19 protein-coding genes are annotated in these 20,686 nt (G+C 70.7%); 8 read left to right on the top strand and 11 right to left on the bottom strand.

The window, feature by feature from the left end:
- The first annotated feature begins 21 nt into the window (after nt 1-21).
- Nucleotides 22-618, top strand: a complete 597-nt coding sequence (locus OG782_RS36390) for a hypothetical protein (protein ID WP_406458508.1) — start codon at nt 22-24, stop codon at nt 616-618.
- A gap of 33 nt (nt 619-651) precedes the next feature.
- Here OG782_RS36390 and OG782_RS36385 read toward each other — a convergent pair whose 3' ends face one another.
- From OG782_RS36385 to OG782_RS36355, 7 genes are all read right to left on the bottom strand, one after another.
- On the bottom strand, nt 652-1,620 hold the full coding sequence (locus tag OG782_RS36385) for a formylglycine-generating enzyme family protein (protein WP_406458506.1): 969 nt from the start codon (nt 1,618-1,620) through the stop codon (nt 652-654).
- A gap of 106 nt (nt 1,621-1,726) precedes the next feature.
- Complete coding sequence (locus tag OG782_RS36380) at nt 1,727-2,626, bottom strand: hypothetical protein (RefSeq protein ID WP_406458504.1); 900 nt, start codon at nt 2,624-2,626, stop codon at nt 1,727-1,729.
- Entirely contained in the window at nt 2,623-3,474 is an 852-nt protein-coding gene (locus OG782_RS36375) for a carbohydrate ABC transporter permease (protein ID WP_406458502.1), read from the bottom strand. The genes OG782_RS36380 and OG782_RS36375 overlap by 4 nt, the downstream gene beginning before the upstream one ends.
- A complete protein-coding gene (locus OG782_RS36370) occupies nt 3,471-4,364 on the bottom strand; it encodes a carbohydrate ABC transporter permease (RefSeq protein ID WP_406458500.1) in 894 nt (297 codons plus the stop codon). The genes OG782_RS36375 and OG782_RS36370 overlap by 4 nt, the downstream gene beginning before the upstream one ends.
- 386 nt (nt 4,365-4,750) lie before the next feature.
- Nucleotides 4,751-6,001 (bottom strand): extracellular solute-binding protein, encoded by a 1,251-nt coding sequence (locus OG782_RS36365; protein ID WP_406458498.1) that lies wholly within the window; start codon nt 5,999-6,001, stop codon nt 4,751-4,753.
- Entirely contained in the window at nt 5,998-7,449 is a 1,452-nt protein-coding gene (locus OG782_RS36360; RefSeq protein WP_406458496.1) for a sulfatase, read from the bottom strand. The genes OG782_RS36365 and OG782_RS36360 overlap by 4 nt, the downstream gene beginning before the upstream one ends.
- The gene (locus tag OG782_RS36355) at nt 7,446-8,498 is read right to left on the bottom strand and encodes a hydroxyacid dehydrogenase (protein WP_406458494.1); all 1,053 of its coding nucleotides are present in this window, start codon (nt 8,496-8,498) and stop codon (nt 7,446-7,448) included. Before OG782_RS36355 ends, OG782_RS36360 begins: the two co-directional genes overlap by 4 nt.
- Nucleotides 8,499-8,605: 107 nt before the next feature.
- Between OG782_RS36355 and OG782_RS36350 the strand changes: the two genes are divergently transcribed.
- The 4 genes from OG782_RS36350 (at nt 8,606) to OG782_RS36335 (ending at nt 11,539) form a co-directional block, all read left to right on the top strand.
- Nucleotides 8,606-9,775, top strand: coding sequence for an ROK family protein (locus OG782_RS36350; protein ID WP_406458492.1), 1,170 nt, complete (start codon nt 8,606-8,608; stop codon nt 9,773-9,775).
- Between the two features lie 50 nt (nt 9,776-9,825).
- Nucleotides 9,826-10,593: an SDR family NAD(P)-dependent oxidoreductase gene (locus OG782_RS36345; protein ID WP_406458490.1), complete on the top strand. Its 768-nt coding sequence runs from the start codon at nt 9,826-9,828 to the stop codon at nt 10,591-10,593.
- A gap of 26 nt (nt 10,594-10,619) precedes the next feature.
- A complete protein-coding gene (locus tag OG782_RS36340) occupies nt 10,620-11,012 on the top strand; it encodes a MerR family transcriptional regulator (RefSeq protein WP_406459459.1) in 393 nt (130 codons plus the stop codon).
- A 113-nt stretch (nt 11,013-11,125) separates the two neighbouring features.
- On the top strand, nt 11,126-11,539 hold the full coding sequence (locus tag OG782_RS36335; RefSeq protein WP_406458488.1) for a hypothetical protein: 414 nt from the start codon (nt 11,126-11,128) through the stop codon (nt 11,537-11,539).
- A gap of 188 nt (nt 11,540-11,727) precedes the next feature.
- Here the strand turns inward: OG782_RS36335 and OG782_RS36330 are convergent, their stop codons facing one another.
- The gene (locus OG782_RS36330) at nt 11,728-12,240 is read right to left on the bottom strand and encodes a GNAT family N-acetyltransferase (RefSeq protein WP_406458486.1); all 513 of its coding nucleotides are present in this window, start codon (nt 12,238-12,240) and stop codon (nt 11,728-11,730) included.
- 289 nt (nt 12,241-12,529) lie between these two features.
- Between OG782_RS36330 and OG782_RS36325 the strand changes: the two genes are divergently transcribed.
- From OG782_RS36325 to OG782_RS36315, 3 genes are all read left to right on the top strand, one after another.
- Nucleotides 12,530-13,411 carry a hypothetical protein gene (locus OG782_RS36325; protein ID WP_406458484.1) on the top strand — a complete coding sequence of 294 codons (882 nt, stop codon included), beginning with the start codon at nt 12,530-12,532 and terminating at the stop codon, nt 13,409-13,411.
- Between the two features lie 101 nt (nt 13,412-13,512).
- On the top strand, nt 13,513-14,316 hold the full coding sequence (locus OG782_RS36320; protein WP_406458482.1) for a hypothetical protein: 804 nt from the start codon (nt 13,513-13,515) through the stop codon (nt 14,314-14,316).
- Nucleotides 14,317-14,604: 288 nt separating this feature from the next.
- Nucleotides 14,605-17,787, top strand: a complete 3,183-nt coding sequence (locus OG782_RS36315) for a discoidin domain-containing protein (protein WP_406458480.1) — start codon at nt 14,605-14,607, stop codon at nt 17,785-17,787.
- 140 nt (nt 17,788-17,927) lie between these two features.
- Here the strand turns inward: OG782_RS36315 and OG782_RS36310 are convergent, their stop codons facing one another.
- The 3 genes from OG782_RS36310 to OG782_RS36300 form a co-directional block, all read right to left on the bottom strand.
- Nucleotides 17,928-18,644, bottom strand: coding sequence for a cupin domain-containing protein (locus OG782_RS36310; protein ID WP_406458478.1), 717 nt, complete (start codon nt 18,642-18,644; stop codon nt 17,928-17,930).
- Nucleotides 18,638-19,549 carry a PmoA family protein gene (locus OG782_RS36305; protein WP_406458476.1) on the bottom strand — a complete coding sequence of 304 codons (912 nt, stop codon included), beginning with the start codon at nt 19,547-19,549 and terminating at the stop codon, nt 18,638-18,640. Before OG782_RS36305 ends, OG782_RS36310 begins: the two co-directional genes overlap by 7 nt.
- Nucleotides 19,550-20,293: 744 nt before the next feature.
- Nucleotides 20,294-20,620 carry a carboxymuconolactone decarboxylase family protein gene (locus tag OG782_RS36300; RefSeq protein ID WP_406458474.1) on the bottom strand — a complete coding sequence of 109 codons (327 nt, stop codon included), beginning with the start codon at nt 20,618-20,620 and terminating at the stop codon, nt 20,294-20,296.
- Nucleotides 20,621-20,686: the final 66 nt, after the last annotated feature.

Below are 20,686 nucleotides of genomic sequence, written 5' to 3'. Positions count from 1 at the left end.
GACGTGATCCAGGAGGGGCACATGTCATTCGCGCACTACGTGGAACGGCTCGCCGGTGAGGTGGTCGCAGGGTTTCCGGGCGACTGCGGGATCTACGCGGTGACGTTCCGCATCGACAGTGTCGATCAGGATCCGCGGTTTCCGTACGTGGCGGTCGGCTACACGACCGAGGCCGACGCCGCGAAGTCGGCGCAGCAGGCGCAGACGGCCTCGGACGCCTGGGAGACCCGCTGGAGTTACGCGTACTTCCCCGAGACGGCTCTCGAAGGGGTGCGTACCGTCGGGTGTGATCCGCAGGGCGCGGCGGCGCACCGGCAAGAGGCGGAGTCCCGGGGGCTCCGGTACGAGGACGACGAAGAGCCGGACGGGCGCGACGAGTTGCTGGTCGAATGGTTCTACGAGGTCTGTGTCGGGGCGGCCCGTCGCCTCCACGGGAGCGGCCGGATCGTGGAGGCCCTGGGGCGCCCGGTGCCGGTCGTTCTCTACGACATGTTCGAGCCGGACGCGATGTTCGGGCTGACCTCGGCCGCCAATCCGGCCGCGCTGGTGGCGGAGTTCATGGCACAGGATCCGGGTGAGGATCCGTCCGGCACCACCAGCGAACGTCCAGAGGGCTGAGAAGGCCGGACCGGCCCCGGACCTGTGGGCCCGTCAGTCGTCCGCGGCCACGCAGCGGAAGCCGATGTTGCCTGAGCTGCTGTCCGGTGTGTTGGAGCTTCGGGCATCGACCCGGTAGCGGAAGCAGTAGCTGTCGTGACAGAGGTAGGAGCCGCCGCGCATCACCTTCCTGCCGGTGGTGTGCGGCGGGCCGGCGGGGTTGGACCGGGGTCCGGTGACGTGCCAGGCGGGGTGGAACCAGTCGGCGCACCACTCCCACACGTTTCCGCAGGCATTGTGGATGCCGTAGCCGTTGGGGGCGTACGCGTCGGCGGGGGCCGTGCCCAGGTATCCGTCGGCGCCGGTGTTGCGCGTGGGGAACTCGCCCTGCCACACGTTCATCCGGTGCACGCCCGCCGGCTCGCGCTCGTTGCCCCAGGGATAGCGGGCCTGTACGAGGCCGCCGCGCGCCGCGTACTCCCACTCGGCCTCGGTCGGCAGCCTCTTGCCCGCCCACTTCGCGAAGGCGCGGGCGTCGCGCCAGGTGACGTGCACCACCGGGTGGTTCATCCGGTCGGCGATGTCCGATCCGGGGCCTTCCGGGTTGCGCCAGTGGGCGCCCCGGACCTCTCGCCACCAGGGTGTCGCGGCCACGGCGGGCGCGGACCGGAGCCCCGCGTCGAGCAGGCCGTCGAAGACGAACGACGTGCCCAGCCGCTCGGCCACCGTCACCCATCCTGTCGCTCCGGCGAACGCGGCGAAGGCCTCGTTCGTCACCGTGGTGACATCGACCCAGAAGGGATCGAGCCGGATCTCGCGTACGGGCCCTTCCCCGTCGGCGGGATATCCGTCCCCCGCGTCGGTTCCCATCAGGAACGTTCCGCCGGCCAGGCGCACCATAGCGGCCCGGTCCGGCGGACTCGTGCGCTCCCGCCGGCTTGGTCCCTCCGGTGTGCCGGGCTCCGGCAGCGGTCCGGTCCGGCGGGCCGCGGCGCAGCACGACTTCGGGGTCGGGTCGTTCATGTGGGGTGGCACCTTGTTCCGTGGGGCGGGCCGGTGGGCGGGGGCTGAGGGTGTCTGACGCCCCCTGCCCCCGGGCCTTGGGCCCGGGGGCAGGGGGCAGGGGGCGTCAGACGGATACTGGCGCGTCGGCCACGCGGCTTCGGCGGGCGGCTTCCACGATCGCGACGATGTCGAGCACTTCGGCTTCGGGGACGTTGGGCCTGCCGGTACGGCACGCGCTGACGAGCGAGGCGAGCAGACCGGTGAGCATGGGGGGGCCGGCCTCGATGGTGAGCTCCCGCGCCTCCTGGCCGTCGCTGACACGCACCTGGGTGAAGGGCGACCATTGCGCATCGCCGCCGAGTGTGGCGACGCGGCCGTCCGGCCATGTCAGTGTGGTCCGGCGGCCCCGGCGGGCGTCGACGTTCACGCAGCCGGGGCCGAGCGCGGCAACCGCGAGGTCCACCAGGTGTACCCCGTACCAGGCCAGACCCGGGTGGCCGGGCTGGGTCGGCAACGGTCCCGTGAGGTCGATGCGCCGGGGGCGGAACGAGGTGAGCGCACTGCGGAACTCCGGGGTGAACCGCTTCGGTGAGCCGGCCAGCGGAAGGCATCCGTGCGCGTGCGCCGTGGCCAGCATGGACCGCGCGTCGGCCGTCGACAGGGCGAAGCGGGTGTCGACGTAGACGGGCTTGCCGAAGGGGGCGAGCCGGGTGAAGTAGTCGGGGTGGGTACGCGCGTCGGCGGCGACGACGAGCAGGGCGTCGCTGGCTTCGGCGACCTCTTCCGGGGTCTCGCGGAGCTCGACGCCGAGACCCGCCACCTCGTCGGCGAAGCCGTCGATCCGGTCACGGCTGGGCGGGAAGTCGGCCGCCGCCCGGCCCTTGAACGCGCTGACGACCCTGCCACCCGGCACCTCGCCGTTGATTCCGTCTGCGAAGAGACGGGTGAAGGACGGGGCGTGCGGTGAGTCCAGTCCGATGAGGCCGAACCGCACCGGCGCTGCCGGCCCCTTGCCGCCCGTCATCCCTTGACTCCGCTCGATGTGATGCTGGCGACGATGTGGCGCTGCAGCACCAGGAAGACGATGAGGCACGGGATGAAGCTGACCAGGGAGGCGGACATGATGTCCGCCGTGGAGACCGTCTCGGTGTGGAGCGTGGCGAGCCCCACGGTCAGGGTGCGGGCCGCGTCGGTCTGGCCCACGACGAGGGGCCAGAGCAGATCGTTCCAGTGCCACAGGAAGACGAAGATCGCGAGCGTCGCCAGCACCGGACGGATGAGGGGCAGCACGATCGCGACGAAGGTGCGCCACTCCCCCGCGCCGTCGATGCGGGCGGCGTCGAAGATCTCGTCCGGGAGGTCGCGGACGAACTGCCGGATGAGGAAGACCGCCTGGGCGTTGGCGAGAGTGGGCATGATCAGTCCCCAGAGCGTGTTCACCCCGTCCATGCGGGCGACCAGGATGAAGGTGGGGATGAGGGTCGCCTGCATCGGCACCATGAGCGTGGCGACGATGGCCCAGAGCAGGACGTTGCGGCCGGGGAAGCGTTTGCGTACGAGGGCGTAGGCGGCCATGGACGCCGTGAGGAGGATGACCACCACCGAGACGGCCGAGTACACGAGCGAGTTCAGCAGCCAGACGGGGAACTCGCCGATGTCGAAGATGCGGGTGATGTTGTCGAACGTGAGCGCGTGCGGGATCGCGTGCGGGAGGGTGGGGGCGTCCTTCGGCGAGAGCGCGAGGACGACCACGGCGATCAGCGGCGCGACGGTGAACAGCGAGATGACGGCGAGAGCCAGCCCGGGGCCGCTGCGGCGCAGGCGTTCGCGGCCCCGACTGCGATGGGCGACGCGCGGGTGCGAAGTGGTCACTTGGCGTCCTTTCCTTCGACGAACCGCCGCTGGATCAGGGAGAGGATGAGCACGATGGCGAAGAGCACCATGCCGACCGCGGACGCGTAGCCGAAGTCGAGGAACTTGAAGCCCTCGTCGTAGAGGAAGTAGATGAGGCTGTGGCTGGCCCGGTTGGGCCCGCCGCCGGTCATCACGTAGATCGTGTCGAAGACCTGGAATCCGACGATGGTCTCGATGACGAGCACGAAGAAGAGCACGGGCCTCAGCAGGGGCAGGGTGATGTACCAGAACGCCTGCCGGCTGTTCGCCCCGTCGATGCGTGCCGCTTCGTGCACCTCCGCGGGCTGCGCCTTGAGTCCGGCGAGCAGGACGAGCATGGAGTAGCCGAAGCCCTTCCACACGGCGACGAGGGCCAGGGAAGCCAGGACCAGCAGCTGGTCACCGGAGAGGAACGGCACGGGTCCTGCGCCGATCTTGTCCAGCGCCGTGTTCAGCGGTCCGTCACTGGCGAAGATCCATGACCAGACGATGCCCGCCATGACGAAGGAGCTGAGGTAGGGCACGAACAGCAGGGCGCGGAAGGTGCCGGAGAACCGCACGATCTTGTTCAGCAGTACGGCGCCGGCCAGCGCGACGGCCATGATCATGGGGACGAAGAGGAGTACGTACGTCGCCGTCGCGCCGAGGCTCTGCCAGAAGTGGGGGTCGGAGAACAGCCGGGTGTAGTTGTCGGTCCCGAGCCAGGTCACGTCGCCGTTGAGACGGTAGCGCGTCAGACTCATGGCGCCGGCGCCCGCGATCGGGAAGAACTTGAACAGTCCGAAGATGACGAGGGTGGGCAGCACGAACAGGATGCCGACGACCGCCTCGCGGCGGCGGAGCCGGCCGATCGTGGCGCGGCTGTTCACGGTCGTGCCCGTAGCCTCGGGGCGTCGGGTTTTCCTGCCGTCCGAGACCGTTCTCGGAGGTGTGTGTACGGACATGGCGGCCAATCAGCGCTGAGGGGTGGGGAAGAGACCGGTGGCGGCCCCTGGGCCTTTCGTTTGGATCAGGCCGGATCAGGGAGCGGGGTCCGGTGCGTGCAGCTGCGAGGCGGAGGAGGGAGTCGGATGGGGTCTCCCCCGCTCGAGCGAAGCCGAGAGCTCGGGGAAGGAGCATTGGCGACCGACGAAAACGCCGGAGTGGTCCCCCCTGGTCGAGCGAAGCAGAGACCTCGGGGGAGCGCGTGCCAGGCCCCGCGAGCCCGGCCTGATGCAAACGAGAGGCCCCTGACAGGGCCGCGCGACGCCGCGGGTCAGGAGCGGGCCAGCAGTTCGCGTGCCTCCTTCCCGGCCTTCTCGAGTGCCTCCCGCGCCGACAGGTCCCCGCCCAGGGCGCCCTGGATGTAGGGGGCGAGCGCCGCCATCACCTGGCGGGCGGCCGGGGAGGGCTCCCCGGGGCTGGCGTACTGCAACGAGTCGCTCAGGGCCTTGAAGTCGGGCCCGGTGCCGGGTGCCTTCACGTCCGTGCGGGTGGGGAAGTTTCCTGCCGCGGCGTTGAGGGACGCCTGTCGCTCGGGTGAACTCAGGTAGGTGAGTACGTCGTTCGCCGCGTCGCGGTTCTCGTCCTTGGTGATGGACGTCAGCGCGAGGAGTCCCGGGTTGCCGTACGTGGCGCGCTCCTTGCCCTGGAGGGGAAGGCCGAGAGCCACGTTGTCCTTGCCCAGCGCGGCCCGCATCTGGGTGAGTTCGGGAAGCGAGGTGACGGCGCGCATCGCGGCCTTGCCGTCGGCGATGGGCGCACCCTCGACAGCAGGGCCGTCGGTGGCCGCGTCGGCGGGCAGGCCGCCCTTCTTCTTGAGGTCGACCAGGAACTGCAGGGCGGACACTCCCGCGTCGGAGTCGAACGCGACGTCCTTGCCGTCGTCGGTGAAGACGCTGCCGCCGGCCTGCCAGAGCAGGGGGTAGAACGAGAGATTCAGCGTCTGCTCGGGGCTGCCCGCGTAGTCCATGACCGCGATGCCCTTCTTGGCCAGCACGGGGGCGGCCGCGAGGACGTCGTCCCAGGTCTTCGGGAGGCCGAGTCCGGCGTCGGCGAAGATCTTCGTGTTGTAGGCGGTCGTGTTGATGTTCTGGAAGAGCGGTACGCCGAAGAGTTCCCCGTCGATGGTGGCGGCCTTGAGCGTCTCGGGGTAGAAGGCCTTCCGCTGGTCCTTCACCGCGTCGTCGACGGGAAGCAGGCCTCCCACCGTCTGGTACGTCGCGGCCTGGTCGGGGGTGATGAGCACGATGTCCGGGCCGGAACCCGCGGCGAGGGCCGCGGATATCTGGGCGTCGCGCTTGTCGAACGTCTGCATCTGGATGGTGAGGTCGGTGCCCGGGTGGGTCCGCTCGAAGTCCGCCTCGGTCTTCTCCCAGTACTTCTTGCCGGCCGCCTCGTCCTTGATGACCGGGTACATCCACACGGTCACTTCGGGCTTGCCGCCGTTGCCGGGGGCGGAGCAGGCCGTGGACACCACGGCGAAGGAGGCGGCCAGGACTGCGGTGCGCAGCGGTCGGATGTTCATGCTGATTCTCTCTCTCGTGCTCGGTCTGGTGCCGCGCCGCTGCCGGGGCGGTGGGCGTCGGGGGCCTCGGGGGACGCGGACGGTGCGACGCACCGGTGACCCGCGGCACGGGTCAGCGCCGTGAGGGCGTCGCGATGGCGCGCCAGCAGGGGCTGGTCCGTGAGCAGGGGGTCACCGGCCTCCCGCATCCAGCCGAGGAGTGCGGTGGCCAGTTCGGTGAAGACGCCGGCGTACGCGGGGTCGTCGGCCACGTTGCGGGTCTCGTGCGGATCGTGTGCGAGGTCGTACAGCTCCAGCAGCGGGCTCGACCCGATGGTGGGGCCGTTCAGGTCGGCCGGCAGGCTGCGGTGCACCCATGACTGTGTGGGGTCCATCGCGCGCGGTGCGTTGGCGAAGTTGACGATGAGCTTGTGGGTGTCCGAGCGCGCCGAGCGCTTCGGGTCGTAGTACGTGTGGTGGGTGAGCTGCCCGAAGGTGTGGGCGGGGGGTGCGGCTCCCGCCTCCAGGAGCGGGACGAGGCTGGTTCCGGCGATGCCCTCGGGTTCGGGCAGGCCGACGAGTTCGAGGAGCGTGGGCAGCACGTCGACATGGCTCACCATGGGGGCGATCCGGCGTCCTTCCCACGCCGCGCGGCCGGGCACCCTCATCATGAGCGCGACTTCGAGGCCGGGGTCGTACAGCGTGCATTTGGCGCGGGGCAGCGGTAGTCCGTGGTCGGTGGTGAAGACCACGACCGTCTCCTGCCTCAGCCCCAGGGCGTCGAGATGTTCCAGGATCCGGCCGACGCCCTCGTCCATGTGCCGTACCGCGCCCTGCAGTTCGGCGATCTCCTCACGCGCTCCCGCGTCGTCGTGCAGATACGCAGGGACCGTGTGGCCGAGCGAGTCATCGGGGCTGACGGCATCACCCAGGAAACCCATCACCCCTGGCCGGTCGTCCTTGGACGGGGTGCGGTGCGGTTCGTGGAAGCCGACCTGGAGGTAGAAGGGCCGCGCCCCCTGCGCCGCCCGGTCGAGTGCGCCGGTGGCGCGCTCGACGACGACGTCCCGGTCCCCGCCGGTGCGCACCCGGTCGAAACCGAGCCGCGCCGCCACGACGTCGTCGGGCAGGACCCGGGACTCGTGGTGCACGCCGATGAGTTCGGTGCGGTACCCGGCCGTCCGCAACCGGTGGGCGAGGTGGCCGGACGGATCGGCCAGGTCCCAGCCGAACGGGTCGTGGGTGAGGCCGAGCACCCCGTTCGTCTGGGGATAGGTGCCGGTGAACAGGGAGGCTCTGGCGGGGCTGCAGTGCGGCGCTGTGGCGAAGGCCGCCTCGAAGAGGGCTCCCTCCTCGGCGAGTTCGTCCAGGTGCGGGGTGACGACCGTGGGCACGGCGTAGGCGCCGAGGAACCGGCCGAGGTCGTGGCAGTGGAGCACCAGGATGTTGCGTGCCATGTCGCTGTTCATGCCATGGACTCCATCGCCTGGCGCGTGACCGCGTGCTCGAGCGGCTCACCGGTGAGGTGCCGTCGGATCTCGTCCACCACGATCCGTCCGGCCCGGCGGCGGGAGTCGGAGGTGGCGCCGGCGATGTGCGGGGTGAGCAGCACATTGGGAAGGCTCCGCCAGCGGTCGCCGGCGGGCAGGGGTTCGTCGTCGAAGACGTCCAGTGCCGCGTCGATCCGGTCCGAGGCCACCGCGTCGAACAGGGCGTCCATGTCGATGACCGAGGAGCGGGCCGTGTTCACCACCAGGCCGCCGTCCTTGAGGGACGCGATCTCGTCGGCGCCGATCATGCCGCTGGTCTCGTCGGTCGCGGGGGCGTGGACGGCGAGTACGTCGCACCAGGGGAGCAGCGACGGGAGTGCGGCAGCGAGCGGGGCGAGGGGATCAATTTCGGCCAGATACGGGTCGTGGACGCGCACTTCGGCGCCGAGCGCCCGGCAGGCCTCGATGTAGCGGCGGCCGGTGCGTGAGGCGCCGACGACGCCGATGCGCGCGCCCCGGATCTCGCGCGCCTTGCGCACCCCGCGGGCCGTCTGCCAGTCCGCTCCCCGGCGCAGCGCGTGGTCGTAGCGGTGGGTGCGCCGCAACAGGGACAGGGTGAAGGAGAGCGAAAGTTCCGCGACCGCGGGCGCCATCGCCGCACCGGCCTGGGACACCGGGATCCCGGTCTCCCAGAAGTCGTCGCCGACCAGCCAGTGGAGCGAGGAGGCCGCGTGCATGACGAACCGCAGATCGGGTGCGAGAGCGAGCCGTTCTGCGTCGAGCCGCGGGAAGCCCCACGCGGTGACGAGCACGTGCACGCCCGCCAGGGCGCTCCGGAACGCCTCCGGTGTGTGCAGGGTTTCCGGTTCGGCCTCCGTCACTTCCCCCAGGGCCGCGAGGGCCCTGCGGGTCTCCGGCGGGAAGAACGCCTCGGATTCGGCTGCGGGAACGCTCAGCAGGATCCGGGTCTTTTCAGGGGGACGGGGGCCGCTGGGCGGCTCGGGGTCGGCACCGACCGTATGACTCATGTGGCGGAAACTTGCCAGCCTGCGCTACTTTTGTCAATGACCGAATTAAGTGGGGCCTGCCAGAATGCAGACCCCACATGCCGAGCAGCGCGAAGGATCCGCCTGAGATGAAGCCACGTGCCGGGAGCAAAGCCCTGATCCGCGAGATCAACGAAGCCCTGGTTCTCGATGTCGTACGGGCCCAGGGTCCGGTGGCGCGCGCGGTGATCGCCGCTCGTACGGGTCTCAGCGCGGCGACCGTCACGGGAATCGCGGGCAAGCTCCTGCAGTCCGGGCTCCTCTCCGAGACCGACGCGGTGCCCAGCACCGGCGGACGTCCGGCCCGCCTGCTGGAACTGGGCAGCGACACCGTGCTCGCGGCGGGCGTACGGCTCTCCGGCACCGAGGCGTTCGTGACCCTGGTCAACCTCCGCGGGGACATGATCGCCTCACACCGGGAGACCCTCGCGTCCACCAGCCCCGACGACGCCGAGGCCGCCATCGCGCGCGCCGTGGCGGTGGCCGCGGCCCGGCGCCCCGCGGCCACCCTGACCGGGGTGGGCGTCGCCGTCTCCGGAGTCGTCGACCAGGCGACCGGGGTGGTCCGCCACAGCGGCTCCCTCGGCTGGGAGAACGTGCCGCTCCGGGACCGGCTGGCCGGGCTGACGGGCGCCCCGGTCGTCCTCGACAGCTACGTCAACTCCTTCGCTTCCGGGCTGCTCCTGTTCGACGGCCGGCTGGCCGGCCGCGACCTGCTGGTCTTCAGCGTGGGTCCGAGCCTCGGAGCCTCGGTGGTGGTCCAGGGACGCATCCACCGCGGCTTCAACGGTTCGGCGGGAGGGTTCGCCCATTCCCGCGTCTGCGCGGGCACCGCTGCCGTACGGCCCTGTCACTGCGGGGCGGTGAACTGCCTGGAGACATGGAGCAGTCACTGGGGCATCCGGCGTGAACTGGAACGACGGAGCGAGGCCCCTGAGCACCTGTCAGGCGACGGCGAAGAGGTCGTCACGGACGCCGCGGACAAGCTCGGTGCCGCCATGGCGAACGCGGCCAAGATGTTCGGCCCCGAACGCGTGGTGATGGCGTTCACCCGCGAGATGGACCTCCCCGCCTTCGCGGCCCGGACGGAGCGGATGTTCCGCCTGCAGTACGCACAGGAGAACACGCCCGCCCCCGAGGTGGAACTGGCCACCGCCGACGAACCGGCACTCGCCAGGGGCGCCGCGTACAACGTCCTGGCCCGGCTGTTCACCGCGGAGGTCTCGGAGTCCGACGCGGGGCGGCCGACCGCGGTGTGAACGCACCGTCGGTGAGAGTTTGACCTTGCCACTGGCGGCAGGGTTGCACGATGGCCGGCATGACAAGCACCGCACCGCGCAGCAGCAGAGTCGTCGTCGTTACCGGAGCCGGCACCGGCATCGGCCGGGCCACCGCCCATGCCTTCGCAGCCGAGGGCGCCCACGTCATCGCGGTCGGACGGCGAAGCGCTCCGCTCGACGAGACCGCGTCGGGCAGCAGTCGCATCACCCCGCTGTCCGCCGACATCACCGCCGACGGCGAACCGGAACGGATCGTCCGGACCGTCTCGGAGACATACGGCCGACTGGACGTGCTGGTCAACAACGCCGGCATCGTCCGCAGCGGCGCCCTCGGCAAGCTGACGCCGGAGATGATCACGGCTCAGCTTGCCACCAACCTCGTCGCTCCGGCCCTGCTGGCCCAGGCCGCCCTTCCGTTGCTGGAGACATCGGGCGGAGTGATCGTCAACGTCAGTACGTCGGTGGGGCAGCGGGCCTGGCCCGGCAACTCCGTCTACGCCGCGAGCAAGGCCGCCCTGGAAATCCTGACCCGCAGCTGGGCGGTCGAGCTGGCACCCCGAGGGATCCGGGTGGTGGCGGTCGCCCCCGGCGCGATCGCCACTCCGATCGGTGAACACCAGGGCCTGACCCCTGAGCGATTGGCGGCAGTGCGGGAGTGGCAACTCGCGCACACCCCGCTGGCCCGGATCGGGCACCCCGAGGAAGTGGCCTGGGCGATCACCCAACTTGCCGCACCGGCCGCATCGTTCGTCACCGGAGTGGTCCTCCCCGTCGACGGCGGCGCGGTGGTGGCGTGATAGGAGTGGCCCAGGAGGTGGGGCTGGTGCGGATCGGTGAGCTGGCCGGGGCAACCGGGACGACAGCGCGGGCACTACGGCACTACGAGCAGTCCGGGCTGATCTCCTCGACGCGGGCCTCCAACGGCTACCGCGTCTACGACGAACTCGCGGTGGGGCGGGTCCGCAACATCCGCCATCTGCTCACCGCCGGACTCACCCTGGAGGACGTGCGCGTTTTCCTGCCCTGCCTGGACGGTGATGTGGCCGCCGTACCGCCCTCGGACAAGGGTCTGCGGGTCGCACGGGAACGGCTGGCGGTCCTCAACGAACGCATCGCGGCCCAGACCGAGGCCCGCGACCGGCTGGCAGCCGCACTCGCCGACCCCCTCGGACGTTCCCAGGAAGTGCCTCCACCCTTCGCACATGGATCTGGCTGACAGACGCGGCGTGCCGGTCCACCACCGCGCCTGAGTGGCTCTCCCCTGCTCGGAGCGCATCTCGCGGATCCCGTGGTCCGGGCCGACGGGCAGGGCGAGGAAGCAGTTCTGCCATGGATGATCGTGGGGTGTTGGTCCACGTAGAAGCAGTTCGGCAGGCCTCGGGCAAGGCTGCGATGGTTCGGGTGCGCTCGAGTGCGGGTATGGCCGTGGCGCTTTGGTGCGGGGATCCGACGGATGTGGGCTGTGAGCATCACGTGGAGTGGACTGTCGATGCCGACGTGGCCTGGGGCGGCAACACGCAACCAGTGGTTTCGTCCTCGCCCGCCTTGAGTGAGGACGGCGATCAGGTCGTCTTCCGAGGGCGTCTGAGTCTCACCGTCGACGGCGGGGCCGTGCTGGAGCTGGGTGACTCGCAGATCCTGTTCGACCTCGCCGACCCGCCGCCTCCGGTCGCGGCTGACGGAACGTGGGTCGAGATCCGGGTGCAGCGGACCGGCGTCAGCCTGTATCCCTGTCTGCTGTGACGCACGCGACGGCGACGCTGTCGCCGTTCACCCCCCTGGACCTTCGGTGTTGATACCCGAGTGGGCCTGCGGCTCATCAGGTCAACGATCGCTGTGCTGATCATGGCTTCGAAGCGGTGATCAGGACCACCCGGGACCGCCGCCCTGCGCAATCCCCAAGAGGCCCTCCCGCCAGAGGGGACCGCTGATCAGGAGGCGGGGCCGCCGGTCGGATTCCTCTCCCAGAACACTTCGTCGTGCCATGCGCCGTCGGCGTAGAAGTGGTCATGGGCGATGCCCCAGGACCTGAATCCGTGCTTGCGCAGGATCGCCTGAGACGCGAGGTTCGACAGTTGGGTGTGTGCCTCCAGCCGATGCAGCTTCAGCTCGTCGTCGGCGATCCGCAGCGCGAGGCCGACGGCGCGGCTCGTGTGCCCGAGCCCCTGGTGGAGAGAAGAGACCCAGTAGCCGAGGAATCCCTTCTGGAACGGGCCGCGCAGGATCGAGCTGATGCTGACCTGCCCGATGACTGTCCCGTCGCAGACCACAACGCCCGGCCACGCGAGCCCCTTGCCGTGGGAGGCCAGAAGGGCTTCGATGACCGGGGCCTGCCCGTCGGCCGTGTAGAACTCCGCGGGCCTCTCGGGCAGCCAGCGCGCATACGCCTCCCGGTCCCGGGAGAGCAGGCCCGCGAGTGCGGGACCGTCGGAGGGCTCGATCAAGCGAATCAACGTGGAGCTCACGGGTCTTCCGCCTGTCTTGTCAGCCGCGGCAGCCGGTCGGTGGGGCCCTGACTCAGGATCCTGACACGGGTTTGTGCGTTCCGGCCAGCGTAGTTGATGTTGCCGGGAAGGCGGTCTCGTAGCTGATCGGACTGCTCTGTCCGAAGCCGGCGCGGCAGCGCCGGACATCGGAGCGGTGCCGCGGGCGGACCCGGCGAGGCCGGCCTCTCCGCGTTGCGCTGTGCGGAACGCCGCGAGGCGCAGAGTTCCGCGTCATCCTGGCCCGGCCGTGCGAGGATCCCCCGATGCCCTCACCTCCGGACTGGCCGAACTGCTGCACCGTGACGGCCGCACCCCGGCTCTGGACGCCGAACTGACCGCCTTCGCCGCCTCGATGGGTGAGCTGGCCGCCGCGTCCGCCGGCCACGCCACGCGGTTCAACGCCCGCCGCACGGCACTGGGCACGGCTGCGGACCGCCTGGGCGACTGGGAGCATGCCCACACCGGTCTCTGGCGGAACGGACTTGCCCGGGCCGCCGCTCTCGGTGTCCCGCTGCCTGCCGCCGCGGAGCGCGATCTGGAAGCGGCCGTGGCCGAACTGTCGGATCCCGGCCCGTTCCTGGCCCTGACCAATGGCGACACCGAGTCGCACAACTTCCTGACCGGGCCGAGCGGCGGCGGCCGGCTGATCGACTTCGAGGGGGCGGGCTTCCGCCATGCCCTCACGGCCGCGACCGGTTTCACGGTCCCCGGCCCGAACTGGATGGCGGTTTCGGGGCCGGCCCAGATCGAGGCGTTCCGCCGAGCCCTGTCCCGGACGGTCCCCGAGGCCGAGGACGACCAGAGGTTCGGTTTCGGACTGGCCTCGGCCTCCCTGGTCTGGGTGATGATGCGCACCGACCGGCTCGGGTCGCTGGACGCGCGCGGCCCCGGCAACGCCTCCCGCACGCAGATGGTGGCTCTGCTTGAATCCGGAGCCCGCACCGCCGAATCGCACCGGGCCCTGCCACACCTGGCGGCGTGGTGCCGGTCCACGGCGGCCCTGCTGCGCCGCCGCTGGCCCGACACCGACATCGACACCGCCACCGCCACCGTCGCCCCCTACACCTGGCGCGAACGCCTGCCGGCCGCCGCACCCCCGGACAGCCTCGGCCCACAGAGGGGCCGGTAGCCTGCGGTTCGCGGCTTCGGCGCTCGCACCCCGCTGGTGCGGGTGGCCCCAACAGGCGGGCCACACAGGTCCGTTCCCTGAACACAGACAAGGCGAACGTCATGGCGCACCACATGAACGGCGACACCCCGCTGCCCATCGATATGGCCGCGATCCGGCGGACCGTCGAGGTGACGCGGGCCGAACGGGCCGCCAGGATCAAGGCGGACGACAGCGGCTGGCTTGCCGATCTCGCGGCGCGGGACCTCGACAGTTACCAGGAGTTCGTCGCCCAGCTGAGTGTCACTCTCAACCCCGACCTGCTCGGCTACGTCCCGGAGATCTGCGCCAGGGCTCTCGGCGACACCGGAACGACCCGCACCCTGATCGGCGACCAGCAAGTGGACGCCCCGTTCTTCCACCACGGCGACCTGGTGGTCAAGGGCGAACTGGGCGTGGGCGCGCCCTTCGTGGTCACCGGATCCGTGACGGTCGAAGGTGTGATGGCGGACAGCGCCCCCTGCTCGGTGGTGGCGATCGGCGGAACGGTGAAGGCTCGGGGGGTCCTCACCAGCGGCGAGATGCTGGTCATGGGCGACATCGAGGCCGACGTCGTCTACGGCGACTACAACGACAGCACGCTTCACGCGGGCACCATCCGCGCCCGCCTGGTCATCGAGGACGACCACGAGACGATCGCGACCGTGAAGGCGGACCTCTACTTCGACCTGGACGACTACCAGCAGGGGTACGGGGACGACGTGCAGGAGGAGCTGCGCGCGTTCCTGGTGGACGAGGTCTTCGCCGCCGATGAGGACGCCGACGAGGACGAGAGCGAGGAGATGTTCGACGCCGGCCTGCTCTTCGCCCGGCTGCGGGAGGGCCTGCCCGTCTTTCGCGCCGACGCGGCTCCCGAGGGGCGCTGAGGCCCGCCGGGCGGGCTCGTCCGCCCGCCCGGGTGCCCAACTCCCGACTCGCTCACCGAACCGCCCGGCACATCCCCCATGGACCGTCCCCAAAAGTGCCGCCCCCGCACCGGCCGGATCCCCGCCGCACCTCCTGGCCTGCCGGTTCTCCCCCGCGCGCACCTCGGCAGCCGTTCCGCCGCATCAGCCCTCCCGTGCGGCCACAACGTGACACAACCCTTGACGGGCATCAGGCCAGGGGCAAGGATGACCAAAATCTGACAACGTTGTCACCGTGCGGAGGACCCCATGCCCGATATCCCGACCTACTACGACAGACGCAGATTCGTCCAACTTGCAGGTCTGACAGGGCTGTTGACGGCCGGCTCGCTGGCGCTCCCAGGGGTGGCGGCGGCCTCGGGGCCGTCTGCCCTCACCGACGGCCGCCATCAGGACGGCGTCGAGAAGGGCGGCGCGGAGCAGGGCAGTATCGCGGAGACCTATTACCAGGTGCTGCTGACGCACACGCGCTGGGCGGAGACGCAGTGGGACTCCGCTCTCGGTCATCACACGGCCAAGGACTTCGGCTTCGCGGTGGTCCTCGGCAACGCGGTGCTCCTGACCCGGGGAACCTATGACTCCGGGCGCGCCGGCATCGGCAAGGACGAGCTCCTTTCGCGCACGCTGGCCACCATCAAGCATTTCGCCGCCTCCAACCGCCTCACCGGCGGCACGGAGTGGGGCCGTACGCTGTTCTTCGACACGACCTTCCAGTTGTACTTCGTTCTCGCCGCCCGGCTGCTCTGGGATCAGCTGGATGCCACCACGCAGCAGAATGTCGACACGATCGCCCGCGAGCAGGCGCAGTACACGACCGCTCTCGGCAGCAAGAACGACCCCGCCTCCGGGGGCTGGACGCCCAACGGGCTCAAGGGCGGTTTCGTCGGCGACACGAAGCTCGAGGAGATGGGCGTCTACGCCCAGTCGCTCGCACCGGGTCTCGCCTGGGCGCCCACCGATTCCCGGCACGACGAGTGGACAGCGGCCTTCGGCCGGTGGACCCGCAACGAAGCGGGGCTGCCCGCGGCGGATCTGGCCAATCCGGCCCTGGTCGACGGGGTCGCCGTCCATGCGAACACCGCGACGAATCTCTACGACACGTTCATCGTCGAGAACCACAATTCCTTCGGCCCGCACTACCAGGAGGAGTTGTGGCGTACGTCCGGCCGCAACGCCGCCCACTTCATCACCGCGGGCCGTCCCCTGCCGCAGGTCCTGACCGCGCAGCCGAACGCGGGGCCGCTGTGGCGCACCCTGCTGATGGTGATGAGCGACGCCGGTGAACCGCTGATGCCCATGGTGGCGGACCGTGAACACCTCTATGGACGCGATGTGATCCCGCTGGCCTTCCTGGCCCAGGTCACCGGGGACCGCACCGCCGCCTGGGCGGAGGCCGCGATGGCGAAGCGGCTGGAGCCGTACCAGGCATACGCGCCCGAGTACCGGCTCGCCAAGTTCTCGGGGGAGGCGAAGTACGAACCGGAGGCCCGCGCCGAGATCGCCATCAGCTATCTGCTGCACCGGTGGCGTGCGGCGCACGGTGGCGCCGTGACACCGCTGTCCGACGAGGAGTTCTACGCACAGGCCTCCGGGGTGAGGGACTTCGCCGGCGGACCCGGTCTGGCGGTTCAGCAGACCCCGGCGGCCTGGGCTGCCTCGGTGAGCAAGCCGGGCTTCGTCAAGTTCGCCTGGCAGCCGGCCCATGACGACTGGCTGTTCGCCCTGAGTGGCAACACCCCGATGTTCCTGCCCTCGACCGCGAGCAAGGTACTGCGCCGCTCGGTCACGACCTACCGGAAGGTCCGCGACGGTATCGACGCGACCGCCTCCGTACTCGAGCTCGACACCGGAATCGCCGGATTCACCACCCTCCCGTCGGGTGCGGTCGTCTACGCGACGAGCGGTACGGCCACCGGTGAGGGGCACCTGCAGGTACACAACCTGACGATGCCGGGGCTGGCGGGCCTGGACGGCAGTCGTACGTACACCTCGGCCGAGGGATCGGTCCGGGTGAAATCGAAGGACAGCGGGAACACTTCGGGCGGCTCTGGGCCCCGGGTGGACACCCTCGCGCTCCCCCGCGGTTCCCACCGCTTCGTCCGTATGCAGGGCGTCTCCGGACATCCCAAGTACGGCTACTCCCTCTACACCTTCTCCGTCCGGGACGGCGCGGACGGCGTCGATCTCGCCCGCTCCGCCACGGCCACCGCTTCGTCGGCGACGCCGGGCAACGAGGCGGCACGTGTGGTGGACGGCAACGACACCACCCGCTGGGCCGTCGCCGTCGCCGAACGCAATCGCCAGGACAGCTGGCTGACGGTCGACCTCGGCAGCACCGTCGCCTTCGACCACGTCACCCTGGCCTGGGAGTCCGCGGCTGCGACCAGGTACCGGGTACAGGGCTCCGACGACGGGGAGAACTGGACCGAACTGACCAGCTTCCCCGTGGCCGAGCTCACGAGCCGCGGCGGCTGGATCTCCGTGGACGGAAGGGCCGGGCTGGTGGTCCGTGACGCGGCCAATCCGCTTGCCGTCTACGGAGACATGGTTGTGCTGTCCGACGGCCCTGCCGAAGCCATCACCGTAGAGGGACACCCGACCGGAGACCCTGCCGCGCTGAAGGCGGCGGCGTCCCGGAAGGCACCGCGGGCCGGGAACCCCGTCGTTCACGCCAGCACCGCCGGCGGGCACCTGAGTCTGTTCAACCTCTCCCCCGATGCCGTGAAGACCTCGGTGGCCCTGCCCCGTCAGGGCACCGGCCTCGTTCTCTACGCCGGTTCGCAGACGGTGACCGCTTCCGGCACGGACTTCGCGGCCGAACTCGGCGCCTCGACCGCGGCCGTCGCCGCGGCCCGGTTCGTCCTCCTTCCGGCGACGGGAGGGACGGTGCCGCCCGGCGTCCGGGCGGATGTGGTCGACGCCTCGACCGTACGGCTGACCGGGCCGTCGTGCGACCTGCTCGTGACGGCGGGCAACGGCCGGCGCACGAAGGTGCGGCTGCGCCGCGGCCGGACCGCGACGGTGTCGGTGAGCGAGGTCGTTCCCTATCCGCTCGACGACGCCGCGCTGGGATGCGACACGTTCCCGAACGCACCGCGCCCCGCCGGCATGTCGGACCCGTCGGCCGCGGTGGACGGCGACCGGCAGACATCGTGGACCCCCGGATCCGACCGGGCCCGGATGGTCGTGGACCTCGGTTCCGCCCTCCCCGTCGAGCGGGTGCTCGCGGAGTGGACGACGGGCAGGGTGCCGCGGGCGGCGGTCGAGTTCAGCGACGACGGCGTCACCTACCGGCCCGGTGGAACGCTGCGGGGCCGCGGCACCACGAGCGCCCTCACCGCCGGCACCACCGCCCGCTACGTGGCACTCGACGTCTCGGGCTGGAGCGGCGCTCACGCACGCCTCAGGGCCCTCTCCGTACTCCCCCGGTAGGGCTCGCTCCTGGCGCCACACCCGCACGTGCACGTGCGCGGGGACGGTTTCGCCCGCAGCGCCGGCTGCCGGCGAAACCGTCCCCGCGCCGCAGCCCGGCCGCCGAGGCGGACGGGCCCGTCGTTCTCCGTCAGCGCGTTTCAGGCACCCGTTGGCCGGTAGGTGTCAAGACGCCCGCACATGCCGTAGCTGCCGTACTCCGCAGGGGCCGCGAAGTGTACCGAGCCGTCCGCCAGGTGGCCGGCGTCGCCCTCGGCGAGCCGGCTGAGCTGTTCCCCGGTGGCCCGGGCCGCCTCGGCGGCCCCACGCTCCCACCGGGCCCACCAGTCGGCGACCCGGGGCCGTACCAGCGCCGCGGCCGCCGCGTGGAAGGCGAGCAGGGGGCCGTTGTCGCCGGCCTCCGACGCGGCGCGCAGCTCCTGGAACCCTTCGAGCGCCAGGTCCCGGCGGCGGCGCGCGGCCTGCGAGGTGGCGTCCGTCGGCAGCGCCACGGCCTGCGCGTAACGGGCGGGATCCGCCAGGTAGGGCGGGGGCAGGGTGAGGACGGCGTCACCGGCCTCCGGAAGCCCGTTGTTCTGCATCAGCACGGTGATCCGCAGCCCGCCGTCCTCGTTGACCAGCCGGTGGATCGTGCCGGAGGTGAACCACACCACGGACCCGGGAGCGAGCGGGGTCACGGCGAACCCGCCGGCGGTCAGGGTGTGGACCGCCCCGCGCCCGGCCTCGACCACATACCCCTCGGAGCAGGTGAGATGCAGGTGCGGTGTGCCCCCGTGCAGACCGTCGGCGGCCTCCCAGTCGTAGACGCTCAGGTGGGACACGCCCACCGCTCCGGGCAGTCCGGTGAAGGTCACCACGGGCAGTCCGCGAGGTACTTGACGATGTCCGCGCGCCCGAGCCGGCCGTCGGCCACGACGACCCGGTAGCGCCGGGCGAGTGTCTCGCCCGGGGGCAGGACCAGTTCGTCGAAGAACGCCCAGGAAGGGGCGACGGCGGCGAAGGGGTCGTTGCGGACGAACCAGTGGGAGGGGTGGTTGGCGCCCTCCCCGGTGTGGTCGTTCTCGGGTGCGTGCGCGAAGACGAGGGTGGCGTGTCCGTCGACACCGTCGAACTCGCCCGTGAAGCCGAGCCAGGGCGACTGGGTGCCCATGGCCTCGGGTCCCTGCGCCCCGGCGGTCAGGATGTCACCGCCGCGGAAGGCCCGCGGTCCGCGCCAGAATAGGCCGGTGTAGCCGGCCATCTCGCGACCCTCGGTCGTGGGACTGCCGAACCGCAGGTCCTCGTCACGGAGGTTGGTGACGGCGGTGGAGACGGTGAGGTGCCAGATGCCGGACGCCGGGTCCGTGAGGGCCGCCTCGATCCTGCGCCTCTCCCCGGCCCAGGGGTCACCGTCGTGGTTGCGCCAGGTGAGCCGCTCCTCGATCACCGCCCGGCCGTCTTCCACGTGTACGTCGTCGAAGCCGTCATGGGTCATCGAGCCCACCCGGCCGGGCAGTTCGAGGTAGCCCTCGCCGTGGACGTAACTGTTGCCGCCCCAGAGGTTCTGCCCGGAGAGGTGGGAGGCGGTGACCTGAAGGCCCTTGTGCCAGCGGTGGTCGTTGGGCCGGTAGTCGGTGACGACCGCACCCGACAGGGTCGCGAGAGGATGCAGATAGGGCTTGGGGGCCTCGAAGGGGGCTTCGGGCGCGTAGACGTAGGACAGCAGGCGGGTCCCGTCCTGCGACACGTCGATGCGCTCGCCGTGGACGTGTGTGACCTTCATACGGTGGAGTTCTCCCGGTCCGTCGTGGGCACCCACCCGGGGGTCGTCTTGGTGCAGCGCGGTGGAGAGGGGCCCCGAGTCATTTCAGTAAGCGCTTTCTAAAGAGAAGCCTGTACCGCTCCGTGAACGTTGTCAACCAACTGGCGATGGGCGCCCGGACTGTTCCCGGGCACCCATCGCCAGTACCTGACGGGGCGCGCCTGAACGGGGCGCCGGGCCCTCGGGTCACCCCGGGGGCCCGCCCCCTCACGCGCCGGAACGTCCCGCTGTCCGAACGCGGTGAGGGCGGTGCGCAGCGAAAGGTCCTCTCCGGTGATCCCGCCGTTCGAGCTGTTCACGCCGTTCTACGCGAGGTGCAGCAGCCCGTTGAGCATCGAGCGGGTCGGCACCGCCTCCCCGGGAAGAGCACGAGCCGAAGCGACTCGGGTTGGGTCTCCATGGAGACCCGCTCCTGCTCGTGCCGGACGTTGACGCCGGCGAACGGCGGCAGCGGGTAGTCGGTGGAGTAGTTTCCGTTGCCGCGTCGCGTCTTCCGGCTGAGCTCTGGGGAGAGCTCCAGCCGTCCCCGTTCTCGTACACGTTCAGGGCCTTCACCGGCCAGGACCCGCCGACCGGGGCGGTACTGAGGACGCTTGGAGTGCTGAACCAGATCATGTTGGGGAGTCGGGCGAGGCAGAGTGCAATCTGCCCATTCGCAGACGTCAGATCCGAGTGACGCAGCGCGACTGCCGACCACCGGCCCGCCTATCCCCCGGCCTCAATCTCTGCCTCTGCGACGGCGATGGCGACGCCGAGAGCCGCGGCAATGTTGCCGGCCGCTGTCATGACGCGCGCCGTGCCCACGATGGGGGCGATGGCGACCAGGACGTCTTGGAGCCGTTCGGCCGTCACGTCCGCCCGCATGGCCGGGTCAATGTGCGCGGCATAGGAGATGGGAGGAGCGCCCGAGGCCGCGAGCGCGGCGATACGGGTGAGGATGAGCACGTCCGGCGGCAGGTCGCACCGTTCGACCGAGTCGACGGTCATGGCGGCCAGAGTGTCCAAGACGGGAGTTTCAGATGCTACGGACATGCGGAACCGCCTCCTGAGGCGATGGTGACATCGAGATCAGTGTGGTGAAGGCGGAGCCGAAGGCAT

This window comes from Streptomyces sp. NBC_00876 (assembly GCF_045207435.1).
GTDB lineage: Bacteria > Actinomycetota > Actinomycetes > Streptomycetales > Streptomycetaceae > Streptomyces.
This window is presented reverse-complemented; position numbering and strand designations above follow the sequence as displayed.